A 21,110-nucleotide genomic window follows, 5' to 3' on the forward strand; every position below is an offset into this window, starting at 1 on the left:
ATGCTGAACTTGTTTCAGCATCTCTTTATAATTTCATCCTGAAATAAATTCAGGATGACTATCATTTCCTGGATTCCCGCCTTCGCGGGAATGACATACAGCACTTTTCTCAAGCCACACAGCAATGTCGGCTTGACTACGAGATAATAACCCTTCTGGTTAACCGGTATATCTATGTTACCTTCAATATCCAAACATGCTGCAGCTCATAATATTATCGCTCTTAAAAGATACGGACAAAATTTTATTTTTGATAGCAGCTTATGCGATAAGATCGTCCGCATATCCGGTCTTGAAGAAAATACCTATATTTTAGAAATCGGTCCGGGTACTGCCGGTTTAACTAGGTCGATATTGCAAAAAAATCCTAAATCCTTAACCGTCATTGAAACCGATAAGAGATGTATCCCGTTACTAGAAGAGATTAAAGAAAATTACCCTGTTTTAAAGATTATCCAAGGGGATGCACTTAAAATTAATTTAGCTGATTTGTTTACAGTCAAATCAGCCTTATCGCAGGGTAACAAAATAACTATTATATCTAATTTACCATATAATATAGGTACTGAATTAGTTATTAGATGGCTAAAACAAGCGAGATTGATAAATAGCATGACCATTATGCTGCAAAAAGAAGTCGTCGAAAGGATTTGTGCCGTACCAAGCACTAAAGCTTACGGCAGATTATCGGTAATATGTCAATTAATAGCTAAAACGGAAAAATGCTTTGATGTTGCACCTACGGCTTTCTATCCGCCGCCTAAAATATATTCTGCTATAGTTAAGCTAACGCCTTTAGAAAATTTGTTCTCCTTAGAGTTAATAAATAAAGTGGAATTAATAACGAGATTAGCATTTTCCGGAAGACGTAAAATGATTAAGTCGTCTTTAAAAAACTTGAGTCCTGCAATTAATGAGTTACTTGCTGAGTTAAAAATTGACGGTAACCAAAGAGCAGAAAACCTTACCCCTCAGAATTATCTAGCTTTAGCAAAGATGATTTAAGTTGTATGGATACCCTAAACGTCATTGCGAGCGACTAAAAGGAGCACGGCAATCTAGAAAAATAAAATATTATATATTGTTGCCAAATTATATGGGCGTCAATATATTAAGATACCAGTGCGTTACTTTAATAATTTAATAAAATGATTTTAATATGTTTAAAACATTAACGCAAAATTTAACAAAAATTTTTGACCGTATTAAAAGTTCCGGTACTTTATCGGAAACTCAAATAGACGATGCTATGAGAGATATACGAGTTGCTCTTCTGGAATCCGATGTAGCATTGCCGGTAGTAAAAGATTTTATAGCGGAAGTAAAACAAAAAGCTTTAGGGCAGGAAGTTATCAAATCCGTTTCACCCGGGCAGATGATAATTAAAATCATCCATGGTGAAATGATAAATCTTCTTGCATCTAATACAGATGATGCAAAGTTACAATTAAATGCAAAACCGCCGGTAAATATCTTGGCAGTAGGCTTACAAGGCAGCGGTAAAACTACGGCAAGTAGCAAGCTTGCTTTGCGACTTAAGAACCAAAATAAAAAAGTTTTGCTAGTATCCCTTGATGTTTATCGTCCTGCTGCTCAAGAACAATTAGCCATACTTGCAAAATCGATAGGAGTTGATTCGCTTCTTATTATACCAAACGAAAAGCCCATTGCTATTGCCAAAAGAGCACTTGCCGAATCAAAAATATCAGCTTATGACGTTGTAATATATGATACGGCAGGTAGGTTGCAAATTGATAACGAAATGATGGAAGAAGCGTTAGCTATAAAAAACTTGGTTTTGCCTTCTGAAACATTATTAGTAATTGATAGTATGACCGGTCAAGATGCGGTAGTAACGGCTAATAGTTTTAATCAAAAATTAGAAATTTCAGGACTAATTTTATCACGAATTGATGGTGACTCCAAAGGAGGAGCTGCTTTAAGCGTCAAATATATTACCAAAAAACCGATAAAATTTTTGAGTAGCGGCGAGAAATTAACCGATTTAGAAGAATTTGACGCTGAACGTATAGCTTCAAGAATACTGGATATGGGAGATATACTATCTTTTGTTGAAAAGGCAGCAAGTATAGTAGATAGAGAAGAAGCAGAAAAAACAGCCGCTAAAATAAAAAAAGGGAAATTTGATTTAAATGATTATCTTCAGCAAATGAAAAGTATAAAAAAACTCGGTGGTTTTGGTAGTATAGTTAGTATGTTACCCGGGGCAGGTAAGATTATGGATCAAATTGACCAATCTAAATTAAGCGGTAAACTAATTGATCAGCAGGCAGCTATTATTTTGTCCATGACGCCGAAAGAAAGAAAAAACCCCGATATACTTAATGCTTCAAGGCGGAAACGTATTGCACAAGGAGCAGGAACAAACGTCCAGAAAGTAAATATATTACTAAAGCAATTTAAACAAATAAGCGATGTGATGAAAAAAGCAAGTAATATGAATCCAAAAAGCTTGATGCGTCATGGTATAGGTAAGTTATTTTCTTGAGTCTATAATGATGCTTATTGATATATGTCGTCATGGCGAGGAGGTACGAGCGTTGTTGCATGGATACCCCAAACGTCATTGCGAGCGACTAAAAGCATTGTTGCATGGCTCAAATTTTTGATGTCATTCCCGCAAAAGCGGGAATCCAGAGAATATTTAAACGAATTATATAGTAAATTTTTATATAATTTTGCTTATTTTAAGTATTTTTTCTGGATTCCCGCCTTCGCGGGAATGACATACAGCACTTTTTTTGATCCACGCAACAACGCCTTGCGGGAATGACATAAAAAGACTGGATGCCGTGGTCAAGGAACTAGAATGACACCGAACGCTTTGCAAAAATTCGATCCGTGCAACGCCACCTTCTCGTAAGCAAATTATCTTTATGATGCTTTGCTACTTCTATTACTATTATTAAAAGTTCTTTTGCGAGGATTGTCAAAAGCCGCCGCTCCTCTTGGCGAGTTATTCTTTGGATTACTTCTTGAGTTATTATCCTCTCTTCTATTATTAGTATTAAACGGTTTTCTGCGATTATTTTTTCCCATAAATTCACTACGTGCTGTAGATTCTCCTTGATTTATCAAACGATCAATTGCTTTCCATTTCATGGTATCGTCAGGAGAGATAAATGATAACGCATTACCCGTTGCACCGGCTCTACCGGTTCTACCTATTCTATGTAAATAGTCTTCCGGACACATCGGTAAATCATAGTTAATAACATGCTGGGTATGAGGTATATCAAGCCCACGAGCCGCAACATCCGTTGCCACCATTATTCTATGGCGTGACTGGCGAAACGATAAAATTACTCGTTCACGTTGGCGTTGGCTTAAATCTCCGTGAATCGCTTCCGCTTTATGATTTTCAGATTTTAGCATCCTAGCAAGCTGATCTGCCGAACGTTTTGTTTTTACAAAAATAATTATTGAACCGTTGCGAGTGTCTAGCTGTTTTGTAAGTTCACTAAATTTCTCTCTATCCGATATCTTTAAAGATTCTTGTTTTATTTCCGGAGCTGCCTTATTAGCTGAGCCTACGGTAATACGAATAGGATTATTTAAATATTTTTGAGATAAACTAACAATGTGTTTCGGCATAGTGGCAGAAAACATTAATACTTGCCTTCTTTCAGGAAGATATTTATTAATTTCTTCTAACTGTTCTTTCATCCCCATATCAAGCATTCTGTCCATTTCATCAAGCACTACTATACCGATATTACTTAACTTTAAAGTTCCACGTGTCAAATGGTCAATAATTCGTCCGGGCGTACCGATAACTATTTTAGGGTTATTTTTTAGCTGCATAAATTGCGGAGGCATCGGCTCACCGCCGATTAAAACTGCACTATTCATTTTTAATTGCATGGTTACGCTTTTTAAAGCATTGCATATTTGACTTGCAAGTTCTCTTGTTGGCACCAGCACCAAAGCAGTAGATTTAGTATTGATAAAAGAATTGATAATAGGTAGTAAATAAGCAAGGGTTTTCCCTGAACCTGTTTGACTGGAAGCAAGAATATCCGCACCGCTCATCGCAAGCGGTATTGCTTGTTTTTGAATTTCAGTCGGGATAGTAATATTTATTTTTTCGAGTGATGTAATTAGTTCATCAGGTAAATTAAAATTTTTCATTATATATAAATCCAATATTAGTTTTGTTATTTATAGTCAATTTCTTCGGACTTTAAGACAATATTATCTTATTACCCGATTTTTCAGGATCGACTATATGATTAAGTTAGAATATGCACATTATACTGCCCGCCTTTCAAAAATTATTTAATTAAAAGCTAATCCTTGAAATACAAGCAGTATATTAAATTATTATAATAAAATAGCCTCTAATCTATAGAGCTACTTTTATCATAACTTCAAAAAGACCTATATAATCTGTGAGAATAAGCTACATAATTTATTTAAGAATACTTTACGTACTTTAAATAAGCTTAAGTTTTCAGCTTCAGGGCATAGTAAAAACTTATTCTTGAAAACTAAAACGGTATATTATGTATAAAAACAAAATATTTTTATCTTGATGAATAGTGACAAGGTTACCCAAAACTTAAGGTTTTATTAACGTTAGTTTTGGATAACTGCTTTTGGTATTTAAGTATGTTTATATAGTTTTGAGGTTAACAGCGGAAACTTTCCCTTTGTTATCTTCGAGATCAAAACTTACACTTTGTCCTTCATTAAGATTGCGAATACCAGCTTCTTCAACAGCTGAGATATGAACAAACACATCTTTACTCCCGTCATCCGGTTGAATGAACCCATAACCTTTTGTTGAATTAAACCATTTAACTTTACCTGTAGACATAAAAACCTTTATTGAGATAGAAATTGCTTAACTGAATTTAATTGTAAAATCTTTAGCGAAAATTAAACCTAGTATCAATTGATAACAGGGCTTTATACCGTTAAAGAGTGTATCGCATAAACTCATTACATTAATAACTACCTCATATTGTGCTACTTGTCAATAATATGCAAAAGAAAGTTTTACTTCCTGACCTTAATTTAACACATTATTACTATTTTGTCACTATCAAAGTTAAGTTTATAAAAGTACTTGCATTTTTATGTTTTTTTTATTAGTCTGTCACCTTGAATTAAACACAGTATACTGTGTACTAATATACTGTGTAGTTTTGCCTGCGTGATGGAATGGTAGACATAACGGACTTAAAATCCGTGGGGTGCAAACCCTTGCCGGTTCAAGTCCGGCCGCAGGTACCAGTAAATTTATAACATTTAGTTGACGAGATTAATGGAATGCAAGTTACCGTACTGAAAAGCGAAGGATTGGATTTTCATGCAAAGATTTCAATTCCTGCAAATGAAATTAATAACGAGATTCAAAAAGAACTACTTAATTTAACAACAAAAGTTAGACTGCCGGGCTTCCGTGCCGGTAAAGTACCTATTGCAATCATTAAACAAAAATACGAAAAATCAGTTAGGCAAGACATAGTTGAGCATAAAATTAACCATAACGTTAGCCATGTTATTGAAGATAAGAAGTTAAATATTATCGGTAATCCAAAGGTTGAAGATTTACAAAATGAGCATAACAAAGACCTAGAATTTACTTTAAAACTAGAGTTATTACCTGAAATTGCAATGCCTGATTTTACAAAAATTTCGATTGATAGACCAAAATTGATAGTGCAAGAAAATGATGTTAACGAACAAATCAACAAGCTTGCCGAATTAACAAAAAGCTATACTCAAGAAAGCACGGCAAAAATTAAAAAAGGCGATCAAGCTACTATTGATGCGGTCGGATATATAGACGATAAAATTTTTGAAGATAGTAAACTTACCGATTATAAATTAGTAATCGGTAGTAATAACCTTATTCCAGGTTTTGAAAAACAACTAATCGGTTCAAAAGTAGGAAGCGAAGTAGAAGTAAACGTGACTTTTCCGGAAGATTACCATGCAAAAGATATTGCCGGTAAACCGGCTCGTTTCGTAGTAACGATAAAAGCGGTGCATACCGCTGAGCCTACCGTTGTTAACGATGAATTTGCCAAAAAATTTCACGCTAATAGTTTAGAAGAATTACGTGGTCATTTTACAAAAAAAATAGAAAGCGAAGCAGAAGAAGCCATTAATACTATCATGAAAATGAGTTTATTCGATCAGCTAGATAAATTGTTAAATTTTGACGTACCGGCATCTTTACTTGTTCAAGAAAAGAATATTTTAAAGTCCGAAACCGACAAAAATGAAACCAACGGAAGCGACGGCGAAGAATCGTTATTTAAAGGTAAATCGCCGGAAGAAATAAGCGAATATTATAATAAATTAGCATTGCGTCGTGTGAAAATCGGCTTAATGCTAGCAGAGTACGTAAAAATTAAAGGTTTACGGATAGAGCCGGATGACCTTAGAAACGTGATTATGTCGCAAGCTAGAAACTTCCCGGGTCAAGAAAATATGATATTTGAATTTTATAAAAATAATCCAAAGGCAGTTGAACAGCTTAAAGGACCGGCTCTAGAAGAAAAAGCCGTCCGGCATATTTTTGATAAGGAAGTAAAGCTTGTTGAAAAAAAATATACTAGAAATGAATTAGAGAAGTTTTTAGAAGCAGAAGAACACCGCACCGTCGGCAACATATAGTAGTCCTTATTATAGGTAACAATGTCTAAAAGAAATAACGAAATATTTAATGCTAGGTCATTGCAAGAATTGGAAGCAAGGGTTGCGAAACTTACAGAACGATCAGAAAAAGATTTACAAAATGAGATGAACAACTTTGAGCAATTTAATGCAAGATTAGATAAATTATGGGGTAAAGATTCGCATTCCGACGATGAAGTAGATAAATTGCTAGCACAAATATAGTCGGAGGTTAAACTCGAAGCAAAAAGTACAGAATTAGGCAACCGACAAGATCAAGCACTACGTGATAGACTGAACAGGCTAAAAGCTGATAGTCCCATAAGACAAAAGACATCAGCAACAGACTTATCATATATCGCTCATAATACTTCTAATGAAACTAACGAAAAAACATCTGTAGGATTTTCCTTTGATGATACTCAATCAATCATCACAGCTAACCTTGACGTACAAGCAGGTATAGCCGATGCATTCGCTAATCAATATAACGACGTAGAAGAAAAGAAACCATTAACGAATCTAGCTAGTAAACTAAAAGAAATGCGTAATATAATTGCTGACACCTCCCCTATACCTCAAGAATACGAAGCTAAAGCATCAAGCATTATTACTAACGGCTTACAAAAAATTTACGGAGGAATAAAAGGAGTAGTATCACCTGCAATAGATATAATCAAAGAAATAGGTAGTACTTTTATAAATTCTATTAAGTCAATCTTTAAAGAATCTCCTGAAAAACAAATGGTAGCAGCTAAAGCAAATTTAAAGGGATTATACAAAACATATGCCGAGTTGAAAGGAGTTGATAATAAGGTTAAAGAAAAATTTCTTAAAAATCACTACGAACAAATCGACCGACTACAAAGCTCGAAGGAATTATTAGCAGAAACTGCTAAAATCACTAAATCCATAGCAAATGCCGGAATACAAAAAATTAACAACCTTAAACAACAACAAACTATCCGTAAAATTCGGACAGATCACCCTGCTGCCACAAATATCTCTAGCACAAATATCTCTAGCTCACTTACGCCGCCTAGCACTCCTAATAATGTGAAATCACCCTTAACACGTCAACGTTAATATGATATCAAAGATATTATAGCTAAATTCAGAAAGCTTTAGACAAGATGAATTTAAAAGCGAGTCTGCACAGCATATTAATACAGGCGTTGTTGGGTGGCTCGAATTTTTGCAAAGCGTACGGTGTCATACTGTAGCTTGATCGATGTTGTTGCATGGATACCCAAACCGTCATGGCGAAGCCACGAAGTGGCTGGCGTTATTGGGTGGCTCGAATTTTTCGGTGTCATTCCCGCGTAGGCGGGAATCCAGAGAATATTTAAGCGAATTATATAGTAAATTTTTATATAATTTTGCTTATTTTAAGTGTTTTTTCTGGATTCCCGCCTGCGCGGGAATGACATACAGCACTTCTTTAGAGCCGTGCAACAACACAGGTACAAGCCACGATATGACACTATACTTGTAATAACCATAATACGATAAATTATGAGCCACGCAACAACGCCGTTAATACAAGCAGAAATATTTAAAAACGAAACAAAAATATCTTTGTTGCAAATGTAAACAATGCTGCCAATAATAATACTATGTAAGTTAAGTTTTAATTGTAAAAATGGAGTTAATCTATTAACTTATCTTGATAATTATAAATTTAAAACTGAAACTGAAACATTTATGAAAGAAAATAGTATACATGCTAGTCAGAATTTGGAAATACATAACTTAACTCACAATCAAATCAAGGCAGAAAGTGATAAAAACGTCCTGTATTCAGCTTTACTAGCTTTTGAACAAACTTTAGCGACGTTAATAGTACCTACAGCTCATCTCCATACTACAACTGATCTCCATCACATTTTTAAATCCTTTTATGATGTCGGATCGCTTTATTATAGCTTAGGTGACAACAATAAAGCTCTAGAACTTTATAAACAGGCTTACCTTATTAGAAAAATCTCTGAAAAAGAGTATGAGGAACAACTTAGCTTTTATTTAAAGCAAAATGTTTCAACATTGACAAAGCTTTGTTTGAAGGAAGACGTTATAGGAAGAGAAAGTTTTATAAAGTATCCTTCTATACGATATATACAAGATTGCTTTAAAAATCCTTCAAGTTTTAACGTTTTTAAGGAAAACGCTCAAGACTTGATGAAGGAATACATTAAGAAAAACACCTATTCAGGCTTAATAAAATATTATCTTGCTCTAGAACCTATAGAAGCTTACCTTAAGGAAAATGCTCCGGAATTTATAAAAAACAATGAAGAAAGAGAATTTATATTAAAGAGAAGCAGCACAAATGAATATATATTAGCAATTAAAGAAAAGCTACAGACTAAAGTTTTAAGCACAATAGCAAAATTATCAAGCGAAGGAACATGGAGTAATCAGAAATCATATAATTTATATGATTGGGGAGTTAAGGGTTATTTAGAGGATAAATATTTAAAAGAACAACTAGGGAATTTGTATAAAACCATAGAAATAGCCAAAATGTTATGTTTTGAAGCGATTTGCCTTGGGGCTATAAATAGTAAAAATTACACTTGCGTTAAAGAATTTGCTAAAGCACATCCTTCATTAATCCAGAATATAGCAAAGCAACATCCTGAATATTTTGTCGATGGTTCTATCGTTCGGATGTGTATCACAGACGATAAAGTTATAAAAAGGTTACTTGAAGAACCTACTAACTATCCTGATCAAGGAAAAAATGCTCCTTCAGAAATAAGTTTGGCTGAACACAACGAAAAAACTATTGAAGCAAAAATAAAATCTAAGTTTGCTGGTCCTACAGAAATAAACGGTGTTAACCCGGATATTGCATGAGATATAGGAGACAAAATCCTCGTAAAGCTGTATAATACTGGTATTTCATTAGAATAATACAAAGGATTTTGTCATGACAAATTGTATAGCATATAGTTACCAGTTTTCCAAAGTAAAAAATCGGACAATAGAGATAAATTTCACTGGAGGTGATATTAGTAGCGATGGAGGTGTGTTGTTATTAAGAGAAGCAGATAAAAGGCTTGGTATAACAGAGGAGCTTGCTAAAATATTTCCTGATAGACGAGATGGTAGTAAAATTACCCATAATATGGCAACAATGCTGAGGCAACGAATTTATGGTATTGCATTAGGTTATGAAGATTTAAATGACCACAATTATCTACGAAAATGTCCTGCTATGCAAACAGCTATGGAAACAATTGATGATATGGCAAGTAGTTCTACCTTATGTCGTATAGAAAACAATGCTGATAGACACTTTGCAATTAAAGTGCATGAACTAATGCTTGATAAATTTATTAAGTCTCATAAAATAGTACCAAAGCAGCTAATACTTGATTTTGATGCTACGGATGATGAAATTCATGGGCAACAGGAAGGTAAGTTTTATCATGGTTATTACGGTCATAATTGCTTTTTACCTTTGTATGTTTTTTGTGGAAAGCATCTGTTAGTTAGTTATCTTAGGACGTCAAAGCAGGATCAAGCAAAACATTCTTGGGCAATATTATCATTGTTAGTAAAACGTTTTCGCCAAGCTTGGCCAGAGGTAAAGATTATTTTTCGTGGTGATAGTGGATTTTGTCGTCATCAGATGTTTGATTGGTGTGATATTCATAATATAAAATATATTGTAGGAATGCCCCAAAATAACAGACTAAATGAGTTACTGAAACCTACAATGGAGAAGTCAAAAGCAGCATTTATTATAACCCAAGAAAAGCAACGTCTTTTTAGTGAGTTTCCATATAAGGCTGGTAGTTGGAGTCATGAACGTAGAATAATTGGTAAGGCAGAAATGACAATGCTTGGAGAAAATCCAAGGTATATAGTAACTAATTTATCAGATAAACCTGAAGATTTATACGACAAAGTTTACTGTGGTCGTGGTGATATGGAAAACCGTATAAAAGAGCAACAACTAGAATTATTTGCAGATCGTACTTCTTGTCATAGATGGTGGGCTAATCAGCTCAGAATGATTTTATCGGGTCTTGCATACACTTTAGTAGAATATATCAGAGGTAATTTATTACAAGGTAGTGCATTAGCAAAAGCACAAATAGGTACAATACGTTTAAAATTATTAAAAATTGGGGTAGTAATTATCCGTAATACTAGGCGTATTAAGTTTTTGTTATCTTCATCATATCCTTACCGACAGGTATGGAATCATGTGATGAAGAAATTAGCATTAGAATAACCTAGATTAGCACTGTTCCCGGTGCTTAGAAAAAATGGGGTAAGGGGCATTACATCTAAAATTTGAAAATAACGGCTTCAAAGCACTTTTTGGCAAAATTTTTACAAAAGTATCATTGCTAATATTATAAATTACTCAATTTCTTACTTTAAATCTCACTTCATGCAATATCCGGGTTAAGGTCATAAACCCTGCTTATATTTATATTAGCAATGAGATAGACGCAGAAAAAAAACTAAAAGAAGACATTACCGCTGCTCTAGATGCATCAATGAAGCAGATAATTATTCCTTTAAATTTATTGGGGGAAAGGTGGATAGGGGCAGAGATATTAATCAAAGAAAAAGCCAAAATTATTCAAATACACTATCTAAATTCGGAAAAACAAAAAATACCCCCTATACTTAAAGATACCTTAAAGAAAAAAATAGAAACTAGATACCCTGGATACGAGCTTAATATAATTGAACAAACCTTAGAATCTCTAGACACTGATAATTGTTATACAAGAGACCTTGCTTCTGAATCAATACCACGTATATTCTTCATGTTGCTTGATGAAGAAGTAGGTATATTAGGAGAGATGGCTAACGGACAATGATATGTCAACAAAATACATTTTATCCTTGCATATTATAACTAACCCTTTTAATATACAAGGATGATAAAACGTCGTATGTATAAATCTATCCAACTGAAAAAATAAAGCCTTGCTTTATCTGCGTTTTATCTGCATTATATAAAGGTTAGTTTATGCCGATAAAATGCAGGTATTATGCAGATAAAATTTAAGCCAAATTATATTATTACTTCGAAGGTTATGAATTGCCTTATGCGCATTGAGGCAGCAAAGGAAAGAGTATTATACTTACCTTTAACACCAACAGTTCTTAATTCTTTAAGAGAAACGGCACGCCTTTATACAACTCATTATTCTACAATGATTGAAGGTAACAGGCTGATACCTGACCAAATTGAAGTGATTCTAAAACACGAAGGGCATTTTCCCGGACGTGAACGGGACGAACATGAAGTGAAAGGCTACTATGCTGCTCTAACTCAAGTGGAGAGGTGGGCAGCTTCAGGTACAAACTTAACAGAAAAAATGATTCAGACTCTTCATGCACTTGTGATGGCAGACGGTAAATCAAACGTTAAGCCAACAAAGTATCGAGACGGTCAGAACGTTATTCGAGATGGAAGAACAAAAGCTATTGTCTATATGCCACCGGAAGCTAAGGATGTCAGCAAACTCATGACCGGAATGGTAAATTGGATTGAGAAGAATACCGAGCTGCCCTGCCCCATCATTGCCGGAATTATCCATTATCAGTTTGCAACTATTCACCCTTATTATGATGGTAACGGTAGAACAGCTAGATTGCTTACTACGCTTATCCTGCACCTTGGAAACTATGACTTGAAAGGTCTTTACTCATTAGAAGAATACTATGCTCGTAATTTAGGAGCTTACTATGAAGCTATTAGCATTGGTGAATCTCACAACTACTATATAGGGCGTGCTGAAGCTGATATTACAAAATGGCTTGAGTATTTTATTGAAGGTATAGCAGTTTCATTTGAAAATGTACTGAAACGCATGGTGGAAGCTGAGGCTCAAGGTTCACCGGATCAAACTACTCTCCTTCGAAAACTTGATCCACGGCAACGTAAAGCGTTACAGCTATTTCAAGAATTTGAAACCATTACAAGCAATCAAATCGGTAAATTATTTGGCTTTAAACCGCGAACAAGTGCTGCACTCTGTGCTAGTTGGGTAGAAAACGGCTTTTTAGAGATAGTTGATTCATCAAACAAGGGACGAAAATATAAGCTCTCAGAACAATATGAAAATTTAATAATAAGTACAAATGCTATAAGATAAATTATAGAATAATTAGCGGCCACCACACTCCTATCCTGGATTTTATACCAATTGAGAAAGAAAAGTAATAGCCGGAACTATTATGGGATCAGGATATTTAAAACAATCGTCTTGTATATACTCCATGCTATATACTACCTGGAACGCATGAGTTGCTTTGGTTTGTTCTTGAAAATATCTTAAATTATCTGATATACGATTATTATCCGATAATTTCGCTTCTACCAAAAACCATGGTGTATCATTCCTAGCAATTAAAAAATCTACCTCTTTCCCATCTTTATTCCTAATAAAATATAATTCATATTTTCCTAAACCTCTATCACTCCAACAGTTTAGTGCTTTTAATAAATGAGAGGCAATAAAATTTTCAAACCTCCTACCTTCATCTTTTATTAATGACCAGTCTACTAGGTAAATTTTTGGCTCTTTAATTATACTCCTGGATATATTAGTAGACCATGGCTTGACGATAAAGCAATAAAAAAACTTTTCCAATACGCTAATCCATTTGGAAATTGTCGGGACACTTACCTGTATTTTTTTACTTAAACTAGTTCTATTGAGAAGTTGACCCGTTTGTTCTTTTAACAACTCCGCTAAAGTCTCCAATTGGCTTATTTCATGTATGTTGGATAAGTTTCGTATATCTTCATATAGTAGCTGCTTTTCTCTTAAGGAATGCCACTTATAAGCAAAATTTCTCGATGCTTTTAAAAAAGGTTCTGGAAAGCCCCCCGTTTCATAGAGATTACGGAATTTTTCAGTATTGATTTCTATGGATGTACTTATTTCGTTTAAGGAAACACTAACTTCTTCTATTTCACGTCCGGATAATGGGTGAATACGCTGCAAAAAATATCTCCCCATTAAACTATCTCCTCCTGCTTGATATACGTCAAGCCTAGCACTACCTGTTACTAGGATATGATATTTACCTTTATACAGATCATAGAAACCCTTTAAATAATTCTTCCAACTCTTAAACTTATGTATTTCATCAAAAATTACTAACGGTTTTTCTTTTCGTAACTTATTTAAAGGTAAAATTTCTTCTATGAAGGTTTGACCTTGTAAGATAAGCGTCTTATCTTTTATCGTATCCCAATTTAAATATACGTGTTCTGGATATTCTTTAGCAATAAGCTTGGCAATTGTAGTTTTGCCTACTTGCCTTGATCCTACTAAAAATAACATTTGTTCATTACTAGCAAAATGCTCTTGAACTAATAATATATATACTCGTCTCATTTATACTACACTTTAAATTAGACGCGGCTAATTTATACCACACTTTAAATTAGACGCGGCTAATTTAAAGTATAATTAAATTTAGGTAAAAGTAAATACCTAAATTAGTGACGGAGTTTTTATTAATTTTCGAGCCATGCAACAACACCGAGTCCCCAAGGCAAAGGTACGAATTTATGAAGAATAATAAGTGGGTATAATAATTGATTTATACTTCTAAGAAATCTTATAATCCTTCCTTAGTAATTTCATCATATTTTTTAAGTTTAATAAGGACTGATTCTAAATTATCAAGCCTTATCATACAAGGTCCGTCGCTCGGTGCATTGTCGGGATCTTGGTGTACTTCCATATAAATACCGGCAACACCGACGGCTATAGCCGCCTTAGCTAACAGCTCAACATATTTTCTCTGTCCGCCGCTACTACTGCCCAAGCCACCGGGCTGCTGAACAGAGTGGGTAGCATCAAAAATTACCGGTGCGTTTGTCTCTGCCATTATTGCAAGGCTACGCATATCCGATACAAGATTATTATAACCGAAACACGCACCTCGTTCCGTCAGTAAAATATTTTCTGCACCAAAAGCCTGCAATTTTGCATGCACGTTTTTCATATCCCAAGGGGCTAAAAACTGACCTTTTTTAACGTTCACTATTTTCTTGGTTTGTGCTGCCGCTTGCAGTAAGTCGGTTTGTCTGCATAAAAAAGCTGGTATTTGTAATATATCGACTATCTCGGCTGCTAAAGCACATTGCACCGGCATATGCACATCGGTGACAATAGGACAATTAAAGGCTGCTTTTACTTTAGCTAGCACCTCTAAACCTTGTTCAACTCCGAGACCTCTAGCACTACCCGCTGAAGTTCTATTAGCTTTATCGAAAGAAGATTTATAAATAAAAGGAATGCCGAGTTTGCTAGTTAATTTTACAATTTTTTCCGCTAAAAATAATGCATGATCTAAATTTTCAATTTGACAAGGACCGGCAATTAAAGTAAAAGGCAGTTCGTTTCCTATTTTTATATTCTTTAATTCTACTATTTTTTGCATATATTCCTAACCTTTAAAAATCTTAATCATTTTGCTATCGGTAAACTATTCCCTTCTTGATTAATCTTAATAGCTAAATCAGGTTTTTTCTTGGATGAAAGATTAGCGAGTACTATAGCATTCACCAAAAATAACGTTGCAAGTACCACGGTACTTTTAGTTAGAAAGTTACCGACCGTTTTAGCACTGACTACTCCCATATTATTACCGCCGCTTAACCCGCTAATCCCGTCGGAACCGCTACGTTGCATTAAAATAACTATAATTAATAAAACTGCGATGACAATATGAATAAAAAGAAGTATATTTATCATTAAAAGTAACCTATATTTTCTAATTCCAAGCCCTAACTATACACTAGCTTTGTATTATTTGCAATTAGCTTTACTATTGATGTCATTCCTAGCTGTGGCGAGCGTTGTTGCATGAGACTCTCAAAATCGTCATGGCGAGGCACTTCCAACGTTGTTGCATGGCTCGATTTTACCTCGTCATTGCGAGGAGATGCTAGCTATCTCCGTGGCAATCTAGGAAAAAAACGACAAAAAGTGCTATGAAATTTATTATTTTTCTGGATTGCCACGCTCCTTTCAGTCGCTCGCAATGACGTTTAGGGTATCCATGCAACGACGCTCACCATTGTTATGAATGACATCAAAATTTTTAAATTTAGCAAACAAAGTCATAAAATTTTGTGTAGTAGCATTTGCTACTTCTGCACTAGTTATGCCTTTTAACTCGGCAATTTTTTCAGCGACATATCGAACAAAAGCCGGCTCATTTTGCTTGCCTCGCATAGGAGTCGGTGCAAGATAAGGCGAATCGGTTTCAATTAATAACCTTTCAAGCAGTACATACTTAACTATTTCCTGTAACTCTAACGCATTTTTAAACGTTATGATCCCCGACATTGAAATATATAAACCGATATCCAACATTTTTTTTGCTAAATCTTTAGAAGAAGTAAAACAATGTATCAGTCCGGGAAAATTAGCATTTTTCATTTCACTAGTTAGGATATCAATCGTATCTTCTTCAGCATCCCTTGTATGTACAATAATCGGTAATTTTGTTATGCTTGCCGCATATATGTGTTGTACAAACGAACCTTTTTGCTGCTGTTTATCATAAGGCGTATGGTAATAATCAAGACCGGTCTCGCCGATTCCGATAATTTTAGGATGAGAAGTTAAGGCAATAAGCTTATCTGATAACTTATTTGTACTTTCCTCGATGTCATTCCTGCGTAGGCAGGAATCCATACTTCCTTGTTTTTTTTCTAGATTCCCGCTTTCGCGGGAATGACATTGCCGCACACTATCTGTTACCTCGCAAGGATGCACGCCAACCGAGGCAAAAACATTTTGATATTGCTCTGCTATCTGTAGAATATCAGGCAATTCTTCTAATTTAGTGCAGATAGTTTGAAGATATTTAACGTTATTCCCTTCGGCTTTTTTAATTATTCCGTCTAAATTCTCTGCTTCGGCAAGCAAATTAAGGTGGCAATGAGAATCTATTAACATATTATACCTCAAGTAAATAAAGAGTTGGTACAATGTCATTCCTGCGTAGGCAGGAATCCAGACTTTTTTGTCATGCTGAACTTGTTTCATCATCTTTTTTAGTAGATTCTGAAATAAATTCAGAATGACCTTTTTTCTGGATTCCTGCCTACGCAGGAATGACATCTAGGACTCTTGGAAACACCACACTAGGCTCTAAAATACTTGTGGAAGGCGTTACAGCATATTCACGGCTTAAATGTTTAAAACTCCGCTCTTCTTTCGTTATTCCTAACTTGTCAAGCATTTTACTTGCCGCAGTAGGAGTAAAAGGCTGCAACATGATAGCAATATAACGCAAAGATTCTAGAAGAGTATATAATACTTCCAACGTTTTTATCGGGTCGGTTTTTCGTAAATTCCAAGGTGCTTCTTTATCAATATAAATATTTGCTTCTTCGGTTAAATTAAGAATATTTTCGAGTATTTTATTAATTTCAAGATTTTCCATTAGCTCCAGATTCTGCACGGCAATTTTACTAGCCGTTGCTAACAGTGGCGACTTATATAACAGATCGATTATATTCTGCTCAATCAAAGGCACACGAGCTTCATTATTTTTATAAACAAAGGCTAAAGTCCTTTGCATTAAGTTGCCGATTTTGTTCGATAACTCACTATTAATTCTGCTAATTAAACTTGCTCTAGAATAGTTACCGTCTGAGCCAAAAGTAACTTCTCGCATTAAGAAATACCGAACTTGATCAACTCCAAATTCTTTTACTAGTTCAAACGGATCGATAACATTACCGAGCGACTTGGAAATTTTTTGCCCTTCATTAGTCCACCAACCATGAGCCATAACAGAAATAGGTAAAGGCACTTCCGCTGCCATTAAAAAAGCCGGCCAATAAACGGCATGAAAACGAACGATATCTTTACCGACAACATGCAAATTAGCCGGCCAAAATTTACCGTATTTACCGCTCTCATCAGGATAGCCTAAAGCGGAAATATAGTTAACTAACGCATCCAGCCAGACATATATTACATGCCTAACATCATTCTTGGCATCATTTGGGACTTTAATGCCCCAATTAAAACTAGTGCGTGAAACGGATAAATCATGTAAGCCCGATTTAACGAAGCTGATCACTTCATTACGCCTGGCTATAGGTCTAATAAAATCAGGATTTGCTTCATAAAAAGCTAGTAATTTATCTTGCCATTTTGACAGATTAAAAAAATAACTCGGCTCTTTAACCCACTCGACATCGGCACCGGTAGGAGCGAGTCCGTCACTCGTTAATTCCGATTCATCATAAAAAGCTTCATCACGCACCGCATACCAACCTTCATAAAAGCCTTCGTAAATGCTACCGTTAGCCAGTAGCTTTTGCCAAAAAATAGCAACCGCTTCTTTATGCCTTGTTTCCGTCGTCCTAATAAAATCATCATTAGAAATATTCATTGATGCCATAAGATTGCGGAAACTTATCGAAGTTTGATCGGTAAATATTTGTGGATCGATATTTTTATTTAATGCCGCCTTCTCTACCTTCTGCCCGTGTTCGTCGGTACCGGTTAAAAACCTAACTTCCTTGCCGCTAAGACGCATAAACCGAGCGATCACGTCGCTCGCAACGCTAGTATAAGCATGCCCGATATGCGGCACGTCGTTAACATAGTATATAGGGGTGGTGATGTAGTAAGTGTTATTCATATTACCTTATAATAAAGAGTTAGCAATGTCACTCCGTGGCTGGTACCCGTGTTGTTGCGTGGCTTCCAGAATCGACATGGCGAAGCCACGAAGTGGCTGTGACCATCCAGTTAAATAATAGTCATCCTGAATTTATTTCAGGATATACTACAAGAGATACTGAATCAAGTTTACAACTGTCCGAAGTTCTAGAAAGGAAAAGAGTTCTTAAACCTTGATTGGTCATTTTGGTATAAAAATATAACATCAAAAATAGAAATTGCTGCTTCATTTCACTACTTATTTTTTAACTTCGGACAGTTGTAAATCAAGTTCGGCATGACAAAAAAAGTCTGGATTCTCGCCTATGCTGGAAGGCGTTGTTGCATGGATCGAATTTTTGCAAAGCGTACGGTGTCATTCTAGTTCCTTGATCACGGCATCCAGTCTTTTTATTAAGGTTTTTTCTGGATACCGTGGTCAAGCCACGGTATGACACCATACTTGTAATAACCATAATACGGTAAATTATGATCCACGCAACAACGCTCAACGCTTCTTGTGAGGCCGAGCTTTGAAGTCGGTTATAACTTCAGTTTTCTCTAAAACCGGCATTTACGATAAATTCTCCTAAAGACCTTATTATATTATCGGCAAAAATTTTATAAACTTGTTTGCCGATTACTATAACTATCGCCGTAATAATAATCCCGTAAATTATATCGGCCGGGTAATGCATAGCTAAGCTTATACGTGCTAGTGATACTAAGCCGATAATGAAAATTGCTATTATTTTTAACGACAAATTAAGATAAGACCAGGCAAAGTAAGTAACTAAAAACGCAAGCCCTGCATGGCTGCTGGGAAAGCTTGATAAGCATCTTTCAACCTGCAAATTTATAATTGTTATAAAACTATTTAAAGGCAGGCTACAAAAGGGTCTTGGAAAGTTAACCGAAAATTTAAGTGCGGTAAATGTTAGACCAAAGATTGTATAAATTATCCCAATCTCCATTAGTTTATTATATTTTCCCCAAAATGCTTCTTGCAGTTGATTAAAATTTTTAATTTTCTTTAATTGAATATAAAAATATATCCAGTATAAAATATATATTACGGCAAAATTTATAATATTAAAACAAAAGGAGATAAACTCCAAAAAATATGGTAATATACCGATATTTGTTATTCTATTAAGAAATAAAAATATTTCTTGATTTAAGCCGTGAAAATTATAAAAAGCTTCAAGCATTTATTTTAAATATTTTATGTTGCAAGTAACGATATTAGGATGCGGAGCATCTATCGGCGTACCGGTTATTGGCTGCGATTGCGAGGTATGTCTCTCAAGTTCAAAATACAACAAAAGGACTAGATCAGCAATATATATTAACGATGAAAACACTCAAATATTGGTTGATTTCGGTTATGATATTAAATATCAGCTAGTTCGTGAAAAGATAAAAGCATTGGATTGTGCTATATTAACGCATGATCATTCTGACCATGTTAACGGTATAGACGATTTGCGTATATTTTCTTTTATCCAACATAAACCGTTGGAAATTTATACTGACCATAATAGTGCAGGAACATTAAATAAAAAATATAATTATTTATTTGATGCTAAATTATTTAAATCAGGTCAAATGTTGTCTATGAAACCTATCAATTTTTTTGATAAAGTTAAAATTAAATCTATTGAAATACAATTTTTCAGGCAGCATCATGGATATATAGATAGTTTAGGTCTTAGAATAGGTGACTTTGTCTATTCTTCTGACGTAAGTGATTTTCCGCTTGAATCGGAAAAATTTTTAAAAGATATAAAAATATGGATTATCGATTGTATGGATTATACGTCAAATGAAAACCACGCAGGACTTGATAAAGTTCTAGAATGGAATGAAATATATAAACCACAACAAATATTATTAACCAATATGCGTCACGAAATTGATTATCATAAAATTACGGAAATATTGCCGAGTAACATCAAGCCGCTTTATGACGGCTATAAATTTACGGTCAACTGATGATAGCTTTAGACAAGGTATGTAAGCGTTACGGTAAGGCTTATGCACTTAAAAATATTAGTTTAGATTTTAGCATTAAAGAAACCGTGGTAATAATTGGACCTTCCGGTAGTGGAAAATCAACTTTGCTACGTGTTTTAAATAATCTAGAAGAGCCGACTAACGGTTATTTATTAGTTGACGGTAAAAGATTAGTCCCAAAAGCCGGAAGAAAACTTCGGCTAAAAGTCGGGATGGTTTTTCAAAATTTTAATCTTTTCCCGCATTTAAACGTTTGCGATAATTTAATTTATGCACCGATTAATGTTTTAAAGATGCAAAAAGCTGAGGCTATCCTTAAGGCGGAAGATTTACTCGGGAAATTCGGTTTGAGGCAAAAATTTACCTATTTTCCGACTAATTTATCGGGCGGGCAAAAGCAAAGAGTGGCAATAGCTAGGGCTTTGATGATGAATCCCGAAATTATTTTATTTGATGAGCCGACTTCGGCACTTGACCCGGAAAATATTAAAGACGTTATAGAAAATATAACTTTATTAAAAGGACAAATGAAGATGGTAGTTGTAACTCACCATCTTAAATTTGCTAAAGCCATAGCCGATCGGATAATTTTCATGGATCAAGGACAAATTTTAGCAAATCAGTCCGTGAAGGAATTTTTTACTAAACCCGCATCGCATCGAGCTAGGCTGTTCTTAGAAAATATCGGCGATTTAATGTAGGTTGATAACGTCATGACGGGGAGGGGCGTCTCGCCAGGTGTTGTTGCGTGGATCGGAA

20 protein-coding genes and 1 tRNA gene are annotated in these 21,110 nt (G+C 34.9%); 12 read left to right on the forward strand and 9 right to left on the reverse strand.

Annotated features, from left to right (window positions below; genetic code table 11):
• The first annotated feature begins 174 nt into the window (after window positions 1-174).
• Window positions 175-1,005 carry a 16S rRNA (adenine(1518)-N(6)/adenine(1519)-N(6))-dimethyltransferase RsmA gene (gene rsmA / locus AAGD48_RS00405; protein WP_341790014.1) on the forward strand — a complete coding sequence of 277 codons (831 nt, stop codon included), beginning with the start codon at window positions 175-177 and terminating at the stop codon, window positions 1,003-1,005.
• Between the two features lie 154 nt (window positions 1,006-1,159).
• Complete coding sequence (ffh, locus tag AAGD48_RS00410) at window positions 1,160-2,509, forward strand: signal recognition particle protein (protein WP_341790015.1); 1,350 nt, start codon at window positions 1,160-1,162, stop codon at window positions 2,507-2,509.
• Between the two features lie 386 nt (window positions 2,510-2,895).
• Here the strand turns inward: ffh and AAGD48_RS00415 are convergent, their stop codons facing one another.
• Entirely contained in the window at window positions 2,896-4,152 is a 1,257-nt protein-coding gene (locus AAGD48_RS00415; protein WP_341790016.1) for a DEAD/DEAH box helicase, read from the reverse strand.
• Window positions 4,153-4,636: 484 nt separating this feature from the next.
• Window positions 4,637-4,840 (reverse strand): cold-shock protein, encoded by a 204-nt coding sequence (locus AAGD48_RS00420; protein ID WP_341790017.1) that lies wholly within the window; start codon window positions 4,838-4,840, stop codon window positions 4,637-4,639.
• Between the two features lie 333 nt (window positions 4,841-5,173).
• On the opposite strand from AAGD48_RS00420, the gene AAGD48_RS00425 reads away from it, so the two are divergent.
• The 4 genes from AAGD48_RS00425 (at window position 5,174) to AAGD48_RS00440 (ending at window position 7,737) form a co-directional block, all read left to right on the forward strand.
• A tRNA-Leu gene (locus AAGD48_RS00425) sits at window positions 5,174-5,259 on the forward strand.
• A 36-nt stretch (window positions 5,260-5,295) separates the two neighbouring features.
• Window positions 5,296-6,651: a trigger factor gene (gene tig / locus AAGD48_RS00430; RefSeq protein WP_341790018.1), complete on the forward strand. Its 1,356-nt coding sequence runs from the start codon at window positions 5,296-5,298 to the stop codon at window positions 6,649-6,651.
• 21 nt (window positions 6,652-6,672) lie between these two features.
• Window positions 6,673-6,876 (forward strand): hypothetical protein, encoded by a 204-nt coding sequence (locus AAGD48_RS00435; protein WP_341790019.1) that lies wholly within the window; start codon window positions 6,673-6,675, stop codon window positions 6,874-6,876.
• A gap of 318 nt (window positions 6,877-7,194) precedes the next feature.
• A complete protein-coding gene (locus AAGD48_RS00440; protein WP_341790020.1) occupies window positions 7,195-7,737 on the forward strand; it encodes a hypothetical protein in 543 nt (180 codons plus the stop codon).
• 77 nt (window positions 7,738-7,814) lie between these two features.
• On the opposite strand, the gene AAGD48_RS00445 is transcribed toward AAGD48_RS00440, so the two are convergent.
• Window positions 7,815-7,967 carry a hypothetical protein gene (locus tag AAGD48_RS00445; RefSeq protein ID WP_341790021.1) on the reverse strand — a complete coding sequence of 51 codons (153 nt, stop codon included), beginning with the start codon at window positions 7,965-7,967 and terminating at the stop codon, window positions 7,815-7,817.
• 388 nt (window positions 7,968-8,355) lie between these two features.
• On the opposite strand from AAGD48_RS00445, the gene AAGD48_RS00450 reads away from it, so the two are divergent.
• From AAGD48_RS00450 to AAGD48_RS00465, 4 genes are all read left to right on the forward strand, one after another.
• The gene (locus AAGD48_RS00450; protein ID WP_341790022.1) at window positions 8,356-9,510 is read left to right on the forward strand and encodes a hypothetical protein; all 1,155 of its coding nucleotides are present in this window, start codon (window positions 8,356-8,358) and stop codon (window positions 9,508-9,510) included.
• 73 nt (window positions 9,511-9,583) lie between these two features.
• Window positions 9,584-10,897 carry an IS1380 family transposase gene (locus AAGD48_RS00455; protein WP_341789277.1) on the forward strand — a complete coding sequence of 438 codons (1,314 nt, stop codon included), beginning with the start codon at window positions 9,584-9,586 and terminating at the stop codon, window positions 10,895-10,897.
• A gap of 271 nt (window positions 10,898-11,168) precedes the next feature.
• Window positions 11,169-11,498 (forward strand): hypothetical protein, encoded by a 330-nt coding sequence (locus AAGD48_RS00460; protein WP_341790023.1) that lies wholly within the window; start codon window positions 11,169-11,171, stop codon window positions 11,496-11,498.
• Window positions 11,499-11,672: 174 nt separating this feature from the next.
• Complete coding sequence (locus tag AAGD48_RS00465; RefSeq protein WP_341790024.1) at window positions 11,673-12,782, forward strand: Fic family protein; 1,110 nt, start codon at window positions 11,673-11,675, stop codon at window positions 12,780-12,782.
• A 42-nt stretch (window positions 12,783-12,824) separates the two neighbouring features.
• Here the strand turns inward: AAGD48_RS00465 and AAGD48_RS00470 are convergent, their stop codons facing one another.
• The 6 genes from AAGD48_RS00470 to AAGD48_RS00495 form a co-directional block, all read right to left on the reverse strand.
• Window positions 12,825-14,033 (reverse strand): ATP-binding protein, encoded by a 1,209-nt coding sequence (locus AAGD48_RS00470; protein ID WP_341790025.1) that lies wholly within the window; start codon window positions 14,031-14,033, stop codon window positions 12,825-12,827.
• A gap of 226 nt (window positions 14,034-14,259) precedes the next feature.
• Window positions 14,260-15,087: a 3-deoxy-8-phosphooctulonate synthase gene (kdsA, locus tag AAGD48_RS00475; RefSeq protein ID WP_341790026.1), complete on the reverse strand. Its 828-nt coding sequence runs from the start codon at window positions 15,085-15,087 to the stop codon at window positions 14,260-14,262.
• A 26-nt stretch (window positions 15,088-15,113) separates the two neighbouring features.
• Window positions 15,114-15,401: a preprotein translocase subunit SecG gene (gene secG, locus AAGD48_RS00480; RefSeq protein ID WP_341790027.1), complete on the reverse strand. Its 288-nt coding sequence runs from the start codon at window positions 15,399-15,401 to the stop codon at window positions 15,114-15,116.
• 276 nt (window positions 15,402-15,677) lie between these two features.
• Window positions 15,678-16,613, reverse strand: coding sequence for a TatD family hydrolase (locus AAGD48_RS00485; protein ID WP_341790801.1), 936 nt, complete (start codon window positions 16,611-16,613; stop codon window positions 15,678-15,680).
• Window positions 16,614-16,761: 148 nt separating this feature from the next.
• Complete coding sequence (metG, locus tag AAGD48_RS00490; RefSeq protein ID WP_341790028.1) at window positions 16,762-18,315, reverse strand: methionine--tRNA ligase; 1,554 nt, start codon at window positions 18,313-18,315, stop codon at window positions 16,762-16,764.
• A gap of 571 nt (window positions 18,316-18,886) precedes the next feature.
• Entirely contained in the window at window positions 18,887-19,546 is a 660-nt protein-coding gene (locus AAGD48_RS00495; RefSeq protein WP_341790029.1) for a phosphatase PAP2 family protein, read from the reverse strand.
• Between the two features lie 16 nt (window positions 19,547-19,562).
• Here AAGD48_RS00495 and AAGD48_RS00500 point away from each other — a divergent pair, with 16 nt between their 5' ends.
• Window positions 19,563-20,330: an MBL fold metallo-hydrolase gene (locus tag AAGD48_RS00500; protein ID WP_341790030.1), complete on the forward strand. Its 768-nt coding sequence runs from the start codon at window positions 19,563-19,565 to the stop codon at window positions 20,328-20,330.
• Window positions 20,330-21,052: an amino acid ABC transporter ATP-binding protein gene (locus AAGD48_RS00505; protein WP_341790031.1), complete on the forward strand. Its 723-nt coding sequence runs from the start codon at window positions 20,330-20,332 to the stop codon at window positions 21,050-21,052. Before AAGD48_RS00500 ends, AAGD48_RS00505 begins: the two co-directional genes overlap by 1 nt.
• Window positions 21,053-21,110: the final 58 nt, after the last annotated feature.

Origin of the sequence: Rickettsia endosymbiont of Polydrusus tereticollis (assembly GCF_964026385.1) — a bacterium.
Lineage (GTDB): Bacteria > Pseudomonadota > Alphaproteobacteria > Rickettsiales > Rickettsiaceae > Rickettsia.